The organism is Amycolatopsis decaplanina DSM 44594 (genome assembly GCF_000342005.1).
Lineage (GTDB): Bacteria > Actinomycetota > Actinomycetes > Mycobacteriales > Pseudonocardiaceae > Amycolatopsis > Amycolatopsis decaplanina.
Genome location: NZ_AOHO01000052.1, coordinates 18,719 through 34,760 on the forward strand (window position 1 = coordinate 18,719; position 16,042 = coordinate 34,760).

10 protein-coding genes are annotated in these 16,042 nt (G+C 68.3%); 8 read left to right on the top strand and 2 right to left on the bottom strand.

All coding sequences use genetic code 11. The annotated features are described in order from the left end of the window. Together H074_RS16835 and H074_RS16840 are read right to left on the bottom strand one after the other, a co-directional pair. Entirely contained in the window at window positions 1-471 is a 471-nt protein-coding gene (locus tag H074_RS16835) for an acyl-CoA thioesterase (RefSeq protein ID WP_007031238.1), read from the bottom strand. Further along, a complete protein-coding gene (locus H074_RS16840) occupies window positions 471-6,269 on the bottom strand; it encodes a type I polyketide synthase (RefSeq protein ID WP_039922666.1) in 5,799 nt (1,932 codons plus the stop codon). The genes H074_RS16835 and H074_RS16840 overlap by 1 nt, the downstream gene beginning before the upstream one ends. Window positions 6,270-6,638: 369 nt before the next feature. Between H074_RS16840 and H074_RS41020 the strand changes: the two genes are divergently transcribed. The 8 genes from H074_RS41020 to H074_RS16875 all read left to right on the top strand — a co-directional run bounded on the left by H074_RS41020 (window position 6,639) and on the right by H074_RS16875 (window position 15,746). Then, a complete protein-coding gene (locus tag H074_RS41020) occupies window positions 6,639-6,947 on the top strand; it encodes a hypothetical protein (RefSeq protein WP_152521436.1) in 309 nt (102 codons plus the stop codon). A gap of 10 nt (window positions 6,948-6,957) precedes the next feature. Continuing rightward, the gene (locus tag H074_RS16845) at window positions 6,958-7,944 is read left to right on the top strand and encodes a DUF1702 family protein (RefSeq protein WP_007031241.1); all 987 of its coding nucleotides are present in this window, start codon (window positions 6,958-6,960) and stop codon (window positions 7,942-7,944) included. Window positions 7,945-8,127: 183 nt separating this feature from the next. Then, window positions 8,128-9,147 (top strand): DUF1702 family protein, encoded by a 1,020-nt coding sequence (locus H074_RS16850; RefSeq protein ID WP_083920428.1) that lies wholly within the window; start codon window positions 8,128-8,130, stop codon window positions 9,145-9,147. After that, window positions 9,144-11,105, top strand: coding sequence for a CRTAC1 family protein (locus tag H074_RS16855; RefSeq protein ID WP_039922659.1), 1,962 nt, complete (start codon window positions 9,144-9,146; stop codon window positions 11,103-11,105). The genes H074_RS16850 and H074_RS16855 overlap by 4 nt, the downstream gene beginning before the upstream one ends. A 5-nt stretch (window positions 11,106-11,110) precedes the next feature. Continuing rightward, window positions 11,111-12,151, top strand: a complete 1,041-nt coding sequence (locus tag H074_RS39965; RefSeq protein WP_039922668.1) for an enediyne biosynthesis protein — start codon at window positions 11,111-11,113, stop codon at window positions 12,149-12,151. Next, window positions 12,148-13,515 (top strand): cytochrome P450, encoded by a 1,368-nt coding sequence (locus tag H074_RS39970; RefSeq protein ID WP_007031245.1) that lies wholly within the window; start codon window positions 12,148-12,150, stop codon window positions 13,513-13,515. Before H074_RS39965 ends, H074_RS39970 begins: the two co-directional genes overlap by 4 nt. Window positions 13,516-13,557: 42 nt before the next feature. Next, entirely contained in the window at window positions 13,558-14,112 is a 555-nt protein-coding gene (locus H074_RS16870) for a DUF5987 family protein (RefSeq protein WP_039922661.1), read from the top strand. Next, on the top strand, window positions 14,109-15,746 hold the full coding sequence (locus tag H074_RS16875; RefSeq protein ID WP_007031247.1) for an FAD-dependent oxidoreductase: 1,638 nt from the start codon (window positions 14,109-14,111) through the stop codon (window positions 15,744-15,746). The genes H074_RS16870 and H074_RS16875 overlap by 4 nt, the downstream gene beginning before the upstream one ends. Window positions 15,747-16,042: the final 296 nt, after the last annotated feature.

The following is a 16,042-nucleotide window of genomic DNA, read 5'->3' on the forward strand; positions in this document are numbered from 1 at the left end:
TCATCCTCCTGCGGCTGTCATGATCGCCGCGCGAGCGGCGGCCGGCGATTCGGCGTACGGGGCGAGTGCCGCCCGCAGCTCCTCCGGCACTCTGGCCGGGCTGGTGTTGGCGTTGGGGCCGCGCATGCAGGCGACCCGCTGCCGTCCCTTGGCCACCACGAACTCGACGCCTTCCTTGAGGTGCACGTAGTCGAAGCTGAACTGGATCTGGGTCTGGGTCAGTTCCTCGAGCCGCATGCGCACCGACAGGTCGTCGAACGCGGTGATCTCGGCGTAGAACTCGCACTCGACCTTGAGCGTGAAGAGCTTCAGGTCGTCCTGGAGCTCGGCCAGCACGCCCGGCGCCCGCTCCCGCAGGAACATCTCCCGGCAACGCCCCTGCCAGCGGAGGTAGTTGACGTAGTACACATTGCCGACGATGTTCGTCTCCTCGAACCCGACGGTGTGCCGGATCTCGTAGTAGCCGGGCATCAGCGCCCCTCCTTGCCGGTCAGTACCGCGAACACGACCGGATCGGGTAAGTCCTCGATCCGGGTCACCCACGTGGCGATCACCGCGTCCCCGGCGGACAGGGACACCCATCGGCCGGGGTGGACCTTGTCGACGGTGAGTGCCTGGGTCGTCGCGCCCGCCTTGCGCAGGCATTCCAAAGCGGCCCAGATCCGGGTGCCCGCCACCGCCTTCTCGTCGCCGAGCAGGTCCAGGACGGGCAGTTGCCGCTCGCCGAGCAATTCGGCCCAGTCCCGCTCGGAGCGGGCGACCGCCACCTCGACGTCACAGCCGAGCCGGCCGGTACCCGCCACGGCCAGCGTGAGGCCCGCGCCGTGCGCCGCGGATACGTCGGCGCCCTCCACCTCGGGCTTGCCATCGGGCCGGTAGCGTACTGAGACCGGCCTGTTCAGCGCTCTGCTCAGGGCGAGCGCGGTCTGTGCGCGCCGTTCGGGGGCGGCCACCGTCTTCGGGTCGGGTTCGACCACGACCGCCCTGCTGCCACCGAGCACCCGCTCCAGCGAGCGCTCCAGGTATCCGCTCAGCATGGGCGCGACCCACGGGCCGGCCCCGTCGTTCTTGCGGACCGCCCGCAGCGTCAGGCCCTCCCAGCGCTCCAGCAACGTGCCGTCGGGTGTGGACAGATCGATGTCGTAGGTGTAGCTGTCGCCGTCCTGTACACGCTCCCTCGCGTCGAGCACGACGTAGTCGGGCACGTCGTCCGGCGGTGTGAGGTGGATCCGCTCGATCCGTTCGGGCAGCAGGGTGGCGTCCGGGACGCAACACTGCAGTGCGTGCATCGCCGTGTCCCGCGTCCCCGGATCGGCGAGCAGCATTTCCTGCGGCAGGAACGTGTCGAACCAGCCTGCCTGGTGACGGGCATCGATCTCCGCCACGGCGCGCCGCGCGCCGGCCAGCCGGTAGGCGAGCAGCCGCTGGAAACGCTTGCCCTGGAACATGATCCCGCCGTAGAGCTCGGCGGCGGGGTCCACCGGGATCGCGGGCAACCCGCTCGCGGCGGCCGCCGGTTCACCGGACAGGTCCGGGCGCGGCCAGCGCAGCGTCGCACGGAAGTGGTCGGCGCCGAAGCCGGTCTCCTCGCTGCGGATCACGACGTCGACGGTGTCGCCGTCGACGGCGAACGCGGCGAGGCGGATCGTGGTGGAGCTGTCCGGTCGCACCACGATGGGCCGGAGGAACTCGACGTTCTCCAGCACCGGGGGCCCGTCGTTTCCGGAGAGGGCGGCGGCGGCCTGTGCCATCGCCTCCATCCCGATCACCGCCGGGAACAACAGGTCACCGTCGAGCAGGTGGTCGGCCAGGTAGGGGTCGCTGCTTTCGGACAGGGCGGCCTCGGTGATCAGCTCGACGCCCGGGTAGTGCACCAGAGCGTGGTCCAGGAAGCGTCGCAGGGGAAGCTCCGGACGCTGCAACGCCAGTGTCGGCAGCCCGCCGGTACGTCCGCTCACCACCACCACCGGACCCAGCTCCGGGTTGCCGAGCACCTGGCGCAGGACCGCGAGGCCGTTCTCCGTGGAGATGGGGGTGATGCCGTCCCGCTGGAGCGCCTCGACCACACCCAGCCGCTCGCCCATGCCCGCACCGGACCAGACCGACCACTCCAGTGCGACCGCCCGCGCCCGCGGGTGTTCCGCCTGGAAACGAACGGTCAGCTCGCTCATCCAGTCGTTGGCGGTGGCGTAGTGCGCCTCGCCGCGCAGGCCTGCCCGGCCGATGATGCTGCCGAAGGTGACGAGCAGTTTGATCCGGTCCTGGTCGACGGCGGCCAGCACCGCGCGCAGCCCGCCGATCTTGGGTGCCAGGGTCGCGCGGAACTTCTCCTCGGTGAGGCTGTACAGCGAGTCCGGCTCGTTGCGGCCCGCACCGTGCAGGATCGCGGTCACCGGGCCCAGTTCCGCCTCGGCGGCCGTCACCGCGGCGGCGACCTGGGCGGCGGAGGTGACGTCGGCGCGCTGATAGGAGTACCGCACGCCGGCGGCCTCGAACCGCTCCAGGTTGGTCGCGAGCTCACTGTCTTCCGCCGGATCACCACGACCGAGCAGAGCGAGCCTCGCCCCCGAGTCCTTGGCGATGACCAGCGCGCACTCCGCGGTGATTCCCTTGCCGCCACCGGTCACCAGCAGGACGTCGGTGTCGCCCAGGTTCGATGGCCCGTGGGCGAGCCGGGGTATCGGCCGCAGCACCGGGACCGACCGTGTTCCGCTCGCGTCGTAGCGCACCTCGGCGAAACCGGATGTGCCCGCGGTCTCGGACACGACCCGCGCCACAGCCAGCCGGACCTCGTCCGGCTCGATGGACAGGACGTCGGCGAGCTCCACGATCGTGGTGGGTGCCGAGGGGTCTTCCAGGTGCAACGTCTTGGCGAGGCCGGAGGCACCGAGTCCCTGCTGGACGACGACGAACCGGGTGCCGTTCCGCCGGGACATCGCGGTGCGGCCGGCGTCCAGGAACAGTCCGGCCTGCTGCTCGCCGCAGTCCGGCGGCAGGCACAGCAGTACTCCCTCGCCGAGGCCGGCGGTGGCCAGTGCCGCCCGCAGCGGCTCCGCCAGTGGGTGACCATCGGGTGCGAACACCGCCCAGTCGTCGGTCGCCGCGTCGGCGCGCGGTTCGGCGACGGCACGCGGCTGCTCGGTCCAGGTGACCTCGAACGGGCGCACCCAGGACGCCACTCCCGGAGCCTCGCCCGATGGCTGACCGCCGTCGTGCGCCGTGTCCGCGAGCTGGTCGATGATCTCGGCCAATTCACCGAACCGTGCTGTGGCGAAGTTCGGTGTCGCGGTGAGCGGCGGCCTGCCGAGCTCGCGGGTGACCTCGTTGACGATCTGGCCGACGGTGATCGAACTCAGGTGCAGGTCGTCGAGTGGGTGGGTTTCCGGGCCGACGGCGTCCAGCGGCAGCTCGACCCGGTCGGCCGCCAGCCTGCGCAGCAATTCCAGGGTGGAGGTCCGCGTGGCCGCCCCGTCGGTCACGGTGCCCGCCGGGTTCCGCCCGTCGACGGCGTCGGCGGCGGCGAGCAGGTCCGCGCTGATGTCCGGGGCCGTTTCGCAGGGGCTGGCGAGAAAGCCGAACTCGGTGTCCGGCGGCAGCGGTTTCACCGCGCGTCCGGCGAAGAGGACAGTGGTGTCGATCGAGGCGCCTGCCGCATACGCGGCACCGACCACGGCCAGCAGCGGAGCCAGCGAGGTGTGGTCGGTGTCCGTCGACAACACCGGTGTGCCCGGGGAGATCCGGTCCAGAAGGCCGGCGAGGACCCGGCCGGGCCCGACCTCGACCGCGAGATCCGCATCCTCGACGGCCTTGGCGGCGGCGGCGTGGAAACGCACCGGCTCGAGCACCTGCTCGCGGAGCAACCCGCGCAGGTCGGTGTCCGGGGCGAGTACGTCGCCGGTCACCGTGGACACGACGTTCTTGGTCAGCGGGCGGAAGCTGATCCCGGCGAGCCGCTCGGCCATGGCGCCGGCCGCCGGGGTGACGAAGGGGGAGTGGAACGCGTGGGAGACGTTGATCCTGGTCGCGTTGATGCCCGCGGCGACCGCTTTCTTGCAGACCAGCTCGACCGCCTCCACCGCGCCCGAGATGACCGTCTGGTCGGGCCCGTTGTATCCGGCGATGACCACACCGAGCCCGTTGGCCAGTCGCAGTGCCGTCTCCGGGTCGGTGCCGAGGCCGGCCATCGTGCCACCGCCACGGCTGGCGCCGGCCATGACCTTGCCGCGGATCGCCGCGAGTTCGAGCACCTTCTTCCCGTCCATCGCGCCACCCCAGGACAGCGCGGTGAGTTCACCGAGGCTGTGCCCGACGGCGGCGCTCGCCTCGATGCCGAGGCTGTCCAGTACCCGTAGCGCGGCCACCGATCCGGCCACGATCCGGGGCTGTGCGACCTCGGTGGCCACCTGGTCGCCGTGGGCGGGCACGCCCGCCTCGCGGAAGATGCTCTCGGCGATCGGGAACCGGCGCCGGATCGCGCCGACCGCGCCGCGACCGGAACCCTGACCGGGAAACAGGAAGGTGATCTTCGGTGCGGTGCCGCCCAGGCCCGCGAAGATCCCGTCGGTCGCGTTGAAGATCTTGGTCGCTCCCGAGTCGAGCAGTGTGCGAAGCCGGGCCAGCTTGCGGGCGGCTTCCTCCGGTCCGGTGGTGACGAGCGCCGCTCGCATGGGCTGACCGGACAGCGATCCCGCGAGTGTGAAGGCCAGGTCGGACAGTTCGGCGTAGGACAGCTTCGCGGTCAGCTCTTCGAGAACGGCGATCTTGTCACGCAGTCCGCCCGCGTCGGCCGCGTCCAGCAGCAGCACCTCGGCGTCCTGGCGGCCGCCGACGAGGTTCGTGGCGCGTTGCGGCAGCTCGGTGCGGCGCCGCACTCCGGGCGCCTGCTCGATCGCGATATGCGTGTTGATCCCGCCGAATCCCATGGCCGAGACACCGGCGCGGATCTGCTGGTTCCGCGGCCACAGGCCCGCGTCGGTGGGGACGAACATCGTCGCGTCGTCCTCGAGCAGCAACGGGTGTGGGTCGAGCTGACCGGTGCCCGGCGGGATGACCTGGTTGTGCACCGAGAGCGCGGCCTTGATCAGCCCGGCGACTCCGGCCGCGGCCTTGGTGTGCCCGAAGTTGCCCTTGACCGAGCCGAGCGCGGCCTTGGGGGCCAAGGGGGCGGCGTCGCGGCGTGCCGACGACAGCGCGGTGATCTCGGTGGCGTCGCCCAGCGCGGTTCCGGTGCCGTGGCCCTCGAAGTAGGAAACCGTCCCGACGTCGTAGCCCGCCCGGTCGTAGGCGCGGGAGATGGCCAGCCGGTGCCCGCTCGCCTCCGGGCGGGTGATGCCGCCCTTGCCGTCCGAAGAGACGCCCCAGCCGGTGATCGACGCGTAGATCTTCTTGCCGCGGGCGAGTGCGTCCTGCTCACGCATGAGCACCACGACGCCGGAGCCCTCGCCTGGCCAGAAGCCGTTGGAGTCCCGGTCGTACACCTTCATCTCGCCTGTGGCCAGCGCACCGGTCTTGGCGAAACCGATCACCTCGAACGGGTCGATCGAGAGGTCCACGCCACCGGCGAGAGCGACGTCCAGATCACCTTCGATAAGGGATTTCGCCGCTGTGACAACGGAAAGCAGGGAGGAGGAACAGGCGCCGTCGACGGTGTACCCGCCGCCGGCGAGGTCGAAGTAGTTGCAGATCCGGCCGGCGATGGTGTTGGCGAGCCCGCCGGCGAGGGTGTCCTCGTCGATCGGCGGGAACGGCGCCTTGTACTTCGGCTCGAGGCTCTGGAGGAACTCGGCTACCGAGCTGTCGTCCCAGCCCTTTTCGGCCAGTGCGGCGGCCACCGTCCGGCGCACGTAGGGCCAGCGCAGCCTCATCAGGTTGGCACGGGAGAACTCACCGGTGAGGCTGTTGCCGATGACGACGCCGGTGGACTGCCTCGGCAGTCCCGCGCCGTCGGGGAAGCCGGCGTCGGCGAGCGCTTGGGCCGCGACGTCGAGGGCGAGCCAGTGGGTCATGTCGGTCGACCGGAACGTGCTGCCGGCGACCTTGTACTTCACCCGGTCGAACTCGAAATCACGCAGCACGGCGGCCTTGCCGGAATAGAAGCGATCCGGCGCCGCCGGATCGGCCGAGAAGTAGTCGGTGTGGTTCATCCGTTCGTCGGGGAGGCGGCGAAATGCCCGGCGACCTGCGAGAACGTTGTCCCACAATTCACCGGGCGAGCTCGCGTCCGGATAGCGCAGGCCGATGCCGACGATTGCTATTCGCGTGTTGCTCATCATTCTCCGAGTCCTCCGGGGCGATGTCGATAAAGAGAAGTGCGCTCGCCGAATTCGGCACTTATTCGGTGAAAGGATAAACTCGCCGACCTTGTACTCGAGGCTGCCTGTCGCTGTCTCTCGTGGCATCTTCGAATGTGCTGTCAACTGGCCTGTGAGCAGCTGAAACGGCATAACGGCGTGATTCATCAAGGCCGATTCCAATTCCATGGAAGCGTTATGAATCGGCGGGCTCAGGCGGGCTGACCAGGCGATTACGCAGGTGTCTCGCGGTGCACCCCGGTGGTCGTGGGGGGCGCTCGCGCCGGCGCCGGTCGGCGTCCTCGCGTATCGAGCACGATCACGAACATCTTGTCGGGATGTGCGGTCATGGCCTTCGCCGGTGCTTCGCGGCTCGAATGTCGTTTATGTTGTCCGAAGCACAAGCTCTCGGTTGAGGAGACGCAGATGGTGCGGCAAAGCGTGAAATCCGCGGAGTCAGGTCAATCGCCCGCGTCGTCGGCCATCGTCACGGGATACGTCCCGAGTAGACGATGGCTGAACGCGCCGGGCGTATTGTCGTCGCGCGGTATCCAGTCGCTGATCGTGGCAGGCGTGTTCACCGTTCTGTACTGGTATGTCCGCCTGCCGGCGCGGCGCGAAATCACCCCCTGGTACCCCGTCGCCCCGTGGGGCTGAGGAGCAGCGCATGCCCACCGCACTCGGATCGGTCCGCAGGTACGTCCTGACCCCACAGCTGCGTGACGTGACCTTCGCCAGGCGTGGTTTCCCGGGGGCGGCGGCGCCCGCGGCCGTCACCCTCGAGGCGATCCCGCAGGCGGTGCTCTGCGGGTTCGAGTGGGGGATCGACGCCCGGGATCAGTGGGAGCTGGAGCGCAGGCTCGAACTCGTCCTGCCCGAGCAGCTCGGCTTCGCCTACGAGGGCGCGACCATGGCCTGTACCGTGCTGGACGCCATGCGCGGCGGCCGCGGCACGCGGGCACGCGATCTGCTCGAAGGCCCGGGCGCGCCGCATATCTTCCTGGCCTACATCGGGATCGGCTTCGCCATGGCCCGGCTGCCGAGGGCGTTGTGGGGCAAGGTCGTCCCGGCGCTGAGCTCGTCGCCCTATCACCCGACGATGAGCTGGCTCGCGGTCGACGGTTACGGCTTCGACCGCGCCTACTTCGACACCCGGCGATGGGTGAATGAGCAGCGGAGCCCGAAGCCGTACCCGTGGCAGGGCTGCCCGGAGTACTTCCCCCGAGCGATCGACCAGGGGATCGGGCGGGCACTGTGGTTCATCCACGGTGCCGTGCCCGAGGCCGTCGCCGAGGCGGTGGGACGCTTCGGCGAGGCGCGCAGGGCGGACCTGTGGAGCGGAGTGGGGCTCGCGGCGACGTTCGCCGGCGGGTGCCCGCCGGAAGGGTTGGCGGTCCTCCGCCGGGAGGCCGGGCACTACCGGCCGGACCTCGCGCTGGGCATGGTGTTCGCGGCCAAGGCGAGGGTCCACGCGGGGTTCGTGCCGGACCACAGCGGGCGGGCCGTCCGCGTGCTCGGCGACCTGTCCGTCGACGCGGCGGTGCGGTTGGCCGACGGCACGGCCGTACACGACGGGGGAAGCCCCGCCGAACCGCCTTACGAGCTGTGGCGGCGGAAGATCCGCGCGCATTTCGACTCGCTCGACACCGTATGAAATGATCGGATAAGCCGAATAGGCACCCGCCGCGTCGGTACAGGGGGTCGTGAGTGATAAGGGTCGTTCTAACGACCCTTATCACTCACGACCCCCCTGTACGCCGCCTTAATCGCGCCGCGGGTGCACCAGAGCACATTCAGAGTGGCCGCACCACCGCTGACCTGTGAAGCTCTCATTGGGATGAATCGCCGGGCGAGGGACATACGGAGGCGGATCACAGTGGGGACAGGTTGGCGCGCGATACGACGCCGTGTCTTGACACCGAATGTTTCGGCGACGTCGCTGGACGTTCGTGGATTTCACAAAAAGAACCCGGCCGCTCAGGAAATGCTGGAGAACGTCGGTAAAACGTTCCTCGCCGGGTACGGGTATGCCGCCGAGGCGCGCACCGTCGAGGAGGCCGCGGAGAACCTGGAAACCGTACCGACACGATTCCGCGGGTTCGCCTACGAGGGTGCCGCCATGGGATTCACCGTCCGGGACAGGTTGCCGTTCGGCCCGAGCGGGCTCACCGCGAAATTCCTGGCCGGGCCGGGCGCGCCGCATATCTACATGATCTACGTCGGAATCGGCTGGGCGATGGCGCGGCTGCCGAGGTTCCGCTGGCCGAAGAGCGCGACCACCGACCCGCTGCTGCGCTGGCTCGTGCTGGATGGGTACGGGTTCCATCAGGCCTATTTCCACACCGCGCGCTATGTGCACGAGCAGTACCGGGAGCCGGGCTTCCCGTGGCCCGCGCAGGGCCCGGCGGCCTATGCCGCCAACGCCATCGACCAGGGGATAGGCCGCGCGATGTGGTTCGTCGGCGGTACCGATGCCGAACGTGTCGCGTCGATGATCGACAAGTTCCCCGTATCGCGCAGGGCGGATCTGTACAGCGGGGCCGGGCTCGCCGCGACTTATGCCGGCGGGGCCGATGAACAAGAATTGCGCGTCTTCGCGGACCGGGCGGGCTCATTCCGTCCCCAGGTCGCACAGGGCAGCGCGTTCGGGGCGGAAGCGCGAATCCGAGCCGGATTGCTTGTCCCGCACACCGAAATGGCCACTCGGGTCCTGTGTGGTTTCTCCGCCGAGAAAGCCGCGCAGATCACCCAGGACCTCCGCCCTGACAAAGTCGTCGACGGCGAGTCACCCGCCTTCGAGGTGTGGCGTAAGCGTATCGCCGGAGAATTCGTCTCTCTAGGAGGTGTCAGTCAGTGAAGTCAGTAGCCGGCTGGTTGCGCAAGCAGCTACCAGGTGTGGTCGCGCTGGTATTGATGGCGGCCATGTTCGTGGTCGCCGAAAAGCCTGCGACCTCCGCCGCGGAGACGGCGAACCTCGCCGGAAAATTCGAGTTCACTCCGATTTCCATCGCGATGCCGAGCGGTTTTCCGCAAAAGGAGATCCGCAAGGTCAACAAGGATTACCGGCACATCGACGCGTGGATCTCTTCGGTGGGCGCCGCCATCGCGATGAACGATGTCGACGGTGATCGCCTCGCCAACGATCTCTGCGTCACCGATCCCCGAATCGACCAGGTGGTCGTCACCCCGACACCGGGGGCGAAGTCGGAACGTTACGCGCCGTTCGCACTGTCGACGAGCCCGCTGCCGATGAACGACCACATCGCGCCGATGGGTTGTCTGCCGGGCGATTTCAACGAAGACGGCCGGACCGACCTGCTGGTCTACTACTGGGGACGCACCCCGATCGTGTTCCTGGCCAAGCCGGACGCGATCGCGCTCACCTCCGCCGCGTTCACACCGACCGAACTCGTCGCGGGCAACGGCGGCGGCGAGTACACCGGGCCGCAGTGGAACACCAACGCGGTCGCCTTCGACGACTTCGACGGCGACGGGCACGGCGACATCCTGATCACGAACTATTTCCCGCACGGGCCGGTACTCGACGACCGGGTGTCCGGCGGTGTCGAGATGAACGACTCCATGTCGGCGGCCCACAACGGCGGCGAGGACTATTTCTTCCGCTGGACCGGCGCGACGGCGGGCGCGAGCCCGGCGGTGAGTTATCAGCGGGTCGACGACGCGCTGCCGGTCGACGTGTCGAAGGGGTGGGAGCTGGGCGCGGCGGCCAACGACCTCGATGGCGACGGCCTTCCGGAGCTCTACCTCGCCAACGACTTCGGGCCGGACAACCTCCTGTACAACCAGTCCACTCCGGGCAAGCTGAAGTTCTCCCTGGTGAAGGACGTGCGCTCGCCGGTCGTCCCCAAGTCCAAGCAGGTCGGCATCGACTCGTTCAAGGGCATGGGTATCGACTTCGGCGATCTCGACGGTGACGGTCTGTACGACATGTTCGTCAGCAACATCACCACCTCGTGGGGGATCGAGGAGAGCAACTTCCAGTTCATGAACACGGCCAAGGACCAGGCCGAGGTGAAGGCCAAGCTCGCCGAGGGCACTCCGCCGTTCGCCGACGCCAGCGGGCCGTCGCGCACCGCGTGGTCCGGGTGGGGCTGGGACGTCAAGACGGGCGACTTCGACAATGACGGCGTCCTGGAGATCGCCCAGGCGACCGGGTTCGTCAAGGGCCAGGTGAACCGGTGGCCGCAGCTGCAGGAGCTGGCCACGGCCAACGACGGGATCCTGTCCAACCCCAAGGCGTGGCCGAATGTCAACCACGGCGACGACATCGCGGGTAGCCAGCGTCTCGCCTTCTACGCCCGCAGCGCCGACGGAACATACGGTGACGTCTCCGCGGCGCTGAGGCTCGACGTGCCGGTGCCCACCCGGGGCATCGCGACCGGTGACTCCGACGGTGACGGCAAACTCGACTTCGCCGTGGCCCGGCAGTGGGACCAGCCGGTCTTCTACCACAACGTCGCCAAGGACACGGGCGCCTACCTCGGGCTGAGCCTGTTCCACGACACCGAATCCGCGGCCGGAGCCCGGCAGGCTCCCGGCACGCCGGCCGTCGGCACACAGGTGACGGTGACGACCGCGGACGGGCGCAAGCTCGTCAGCCGCGTCGACGGCGGCGGTGGCCACTCCGGCAAGCGCAGCAACGAGGTGCACGTCGGCCTCGGCGACAACGTCGACGGCCCGGTCCAGGTGCACCTGAAGTGGCGCGACCGGAGCGGGCAGATCCACGAGCAGGACCTGAAGTTGACCCCCGGCCGGCACACCCTGCGGCTGGGCGCCCAGGCCAAGGAGAAGTGATCGGCATGGCTGACAACGCAACAAGCACCGCGGCGCCTCCGCGGCATGATCCCAAGGTCACCATCGCACTGCGCAACTTCGCGATGTCGATCTCGGTGTTCAACATCATCGGCTACGCGCTGCTGGGCTTCGAACAGCCGTGGATCTGGCCGTTCGTCGCGCTGTTGACCGGTTATACCGTGGAGATCGGCCTGGAGGCGCTCGCCGCCCGAGTCGACCATCGGGCACCGCGCTACGCCGGCCGGGGCGTTCGCGGGATGGTGGAGTTCCTCTACCCGGCGCACATCACCAGCCTCGCCATGAACATGCTGATCTACGTCAACGACCGGATCTGGGTGCTGATCTTCGGTGTGGTGGTCGCGGTCGGCACGAAGTGGATCCTCCGCGCCCCGGTGCGGGGCAGGCTGAGGCACTACATGAACCCATCGAATTTCGGCATCACGGTGCTGCTGCTGATCTTCCCCTGGGTGAACATCGCGCCGCCGTACCATTTCACCGAGAATGTCTCGGGATTCGTGGACTGGCTGGTGCCCGCGATCATCATCCTCGGTGGCACCATGCTCAACGGGAAGCTCACCGGCCGGATGTGGCTGATCGGCGCGTGGCTGATCACCTTCGCGCTGCAGGCGGTCGTCCGTGGCGTCTTCTTCGACACGTCCATACCCGCCGCGCTGGGGATGATGACCGGGGTCGCGTTCATCCTGTTCACCAACTACATGGTGACCGACCCCGGAACGAGTCCGTCGAAACCGGCTTCACAGATCGCGTTCGGTTCCGGCGTGGCGATCATCTACGGCTTCCTGATGGTCGCGCACATCGCTTACGGCATCTTCCTCGCGACGGCGATCGTCTGCCTCATCCGAGGCCTGTTCCTGTGGGGCCTGCACTTCTCGAACAAGGCCCGCGAGGAGTTCGAGGCGAAGCAACGGGCCGAGGCCGTCGCACCGGAGACCAATGGTGACGGCAAGGTGGTCGCCTCGCTGACCCCCGCGCCGCCGGCGACCCTGGACGGGGCGGGCGAGGACAAGAAGGTAGTGCGGACATGACCGTCGCGCCACAGCGGACCCGGTCGCTGTCCGGCCCGCCGCGTACCCAGACGTTCGGTCTGCTCAGGAAACTCGTCGGTGACCGGCTTGCCCTGATGAAATCGGCGGCCGACACCTATGGGGACGCGTCCAGGATAGCCATCGGGCCGAAGACGCTCTATTTCTTCAACCATCCGGAATACGCGAAGCACGTGCTGGCCGACAACAGTGGCAATTACCACAAGGGAATCGGCCTGGTCCAGGCGAAACGCGCGCTCGGCGACGGATTGCTGACCAGCGAGGGCGAGCTGTGGCGCAAGCAGCGGAAAACAATCCAGCCGGTGTTCCAGCACAAGCGCATCGCCGCGCAGGCGGGGGTCGTCGCCGACGAGGCCGGCAAACTCGTCGGCAGGCTCAGGGCGCGTGTGGGCAGTGGCCCCGTCGATGTCGTCGAGGAGATGACGGGGCTCACTCTCGGCGTGCTCGGGCGCTCACTGCTCGACGCCGATCTGGGTACGTTCGACTCGATCGGGCATTCGTTCGAGGCGGTGCAGGACCAGGCCATGTTCGAGATGGTCTCGCTGAGCATGGTGCCGACGTGGATCCCGCTGCCGAAGCAGCTGCGGTTCAGGAAGGCGCGCAGGGATCTCGATCGGATCGTCGAGGCACTGGTGGCCGAGCGCAAGGCCGACCCGCGCGTCGACGGCGACGACGTGCTGACCCGGCTGATCGGCTCGACCCGGGAGGAGCCGCGGCCGGAGGTCGCCAGGCGGCGGATGCGGGACGAGCTGGTCACTCTGCTGCTCGCGGGCCACGAGACGACCGCGAGCACGCTGGGCTGGACCTTTCACCTGGTGGACCGGCATCCGGAGGTGTTCGAGCGGCTGCGCACCGAGGCGGTGGAGGTGCTCGGCGACCGGTCACCGACCTACGAGGACCTGCACCGGCTGACCTACACGACCATGGTGGTCGAGGAGGTCATGCGGCTGTATCCGCCGGTGTGGATCCTCACCAGGCAGGCCCAGCAGGTCGACGACGTCGGCGGCTACCCGGTCCCGGCCGGCGCCGATGTCGTGGTCTGCCCCTACACGCTGCACCGGCATCCGGAGTTCTGGGACGACCCCGAGCGCTTCGCGCCGGAACGTTTCGCCACGGAGAACAGCGGCAACCGTCCGCGGTATGCCTACATCCCCTTCGGGGCCGGTCCTCGGTTCTGTGTCGGCAGCAATCTCGGCATGATGGAAGCGGTGTTCGTGATCGCGATGATCAGCCGCGAGCTGCGCCTGAAGAAGCGACCGGGATATGAAGCCGTCGCGGAACCGATGTTGTCGCTGCGTGTTCGCGGTGGCCTGCCGATGACCGTCCACCCGGCACACGAGTCGTGAATCCCCCGCAGAACTCCGGTCAGATGACGAGGGTATCGGAAAATGGATGACTATCAGCTTCAGACAATGACGCTCGAAGCGTTCGCGGACACCATCATTCCGGGAGAGAAACGATCACCGGACGACCGCGCGATCGCGGGTGTGTCGGAAGGGGGCGGCGCGGTCGCCGCCGGTGCCATCGAACTGCTCGAGTGGGACGCCACGGGTGTTTCCGAAGGCCTGGGCCCGCTTTCGGCGGCGCTCAACGGGCACGCGACGGCCTATGCGCATGAGCTCGGCCTCACGCTGGACGAGTCCGTTCCGCCCTTCGTGGCCTTGGGGTTCCCCGAACGGACCGCTCTGGTGGAGCGACTCACCAAACCGGGTCATCCGGAGAAGGACGGGTGGGTCCTGCTCGCCCTGTTCAGCAACATGGCCTACGACAGCGCCGCGCATATGAGCATCACCGACGCGCTCGAGCAAGGACACCCCGGCCTGCTCTCGATGGGTTTCGCCAAACCGGACACCGACGGCTTGTGGAGATTCCCGAACTACTCGTACGGCCGGGTGCTGGCGAAGTCGCATCCGGACACCACCGAATCAGGGAGCTTGGCATGAGCGCGACCGAGAAGACCGATGTCGTCGTCGTCGGCAGCGGGTTCGGTGGCGCCATCGCCGCCTACCATCTGGCCGCGGGCGGGGCGGACGTCGTCGTTCTCGAACGCGGGCCATGGCTTTCCGGTGAGGATTTCGACCACGATTATCTGCTCGGCAAGTCTTACACCCGGGTCTTCGATTTCGTGGCAGGCGACGGTATGAGCGTGCTCGGCGGAAACTGTGTCGGCGGGGGCAGTGTGGTGTATTTCGCCGCGCTGCCGAGGGCGCCGCGATTCGTCTTCGACCGTCACGGCGGTATCGGGCGCCGCATGTGGCCCGCGGCCATCAGCCGCGACACGCTGGACCCGTGGTACGACCGGGTGTCGGAGGTGGTGCCGGTTCGCAAGCAGGACTGGAGTGAGGTCACCTACGCCGGCGGGCTGTGGGCCGCGGCGTGCGATCACTCCGGCCGGACCGCGAACCCCGTTCCGGTCGGGATCGACGCCGCGAAGTGCACCAATTGCAACTGGATGATGGCAGGCTGCCGCTTCGACGCCAAACAGTCGCTGCTGTTCAACTACATCCCCGGCGCGGTCAGCCACGGCGCCGACATCCGCCCGCTCCACGAGGTCCAGCGGATCACCAGGAACGACGACGGCGACTACCGGATCCACTACACCCTCGTCGACGAGGTGGACTACCGGATCCAGGAACCCGGCGGCACCATCGACGCCAAGATCGTCGTTCTCGCGGCGGGCGCCGCGGCCACGCCCGTCATCCTCCAACGCTCCGAACCCGCGCTCGGGCCGATGCCCCGGGCGGTCGGCCGGTACTTCTCCGGAAACGGCGAGCGACTCAACACCGCGGTCATCAACGAAGACCGTGTCAGCGAATTGCTCGGTCTGTCCCGCGAGGACGGGGCCGCCTACGCCGCGAACCAGATCGGCAAGGGCCCGGTGGTGGCGAACTGGGACAAGCTCGACGGCTCGCGGCCGGAGTACACCCGCTTCTCCCTTGAACAGTTGTACTTCCCACCGGGGCTCGGCACGATCCTGGCCCAGGCACCCGACGCCACCGGCCCGGCCTGGTTCGGCCTCGGCAAGAAGGAAATGCTCAGCAAGTGGCGCTCCTGGCTGACCATCTTCCTGATGACCGAGGACGACAACGAGGGCGTTTTCGGCCCGCCGCCGCCGACCGGCAACGCCTACCGGATATCCCAGCAGATGCTGGGCCGCGGGTCGCTGCGTTACGACCCGACGCCGAACACCCTGCGCGGCTGGGCGATGGCCGACGCCGAGGTCAAGTCGATCCTGGAGCGCGACGGGCTGGCCAAGGTCATGCCGTGGACCAATGACGTGGTCGGCGCCTACACGGTGCACCCTCTCGCGTCCTGCCGGATCGGCGACGACCCGGAGACCTCGGCCCTCGACGACCGGCACGAACTGCGCGACCACCCCGGGATCTTCGTCACCGACGGCTCCGCGGTTCCCGGCGCGCTCACCGTGAACCCGGCCTTGACGATCGCCGCGCTGGCCGAGCGCGCCATTCCCGGAATCGTCGAGGCGGCGCGACAGCGTGGGGTGCGGGTCGAATACGGCGCTCCGCTGCCGGTCAAGGTGACGAATACACCGGCGACGGCTGCCGGGGTGGGCTGAAGGGGACTTTCCCCTCGTCTCACGCGGTGAAGGGCGCTTTTCCCGCATCACATGCGGGGAAAGTCCCCTTCAGCCCCGCAACGATTCCCAGCCACCCGTGAGCGGGCCGCCCGTGCACCGAGTGTCCACATGGGACGCTGCTTGGCGGCGAAATATTCGATTGATGCTCATATGCACAGTTCCGCACGGGGGTCGTGAGTGGTAAAGACGGTTCTATTGATCCGTAAGGCAAACGTGGCGTGGTGTGGGGGCGTGTCGCGAAAGCCACTTTCGCGACGTTGGATGTCCCGAAAGTG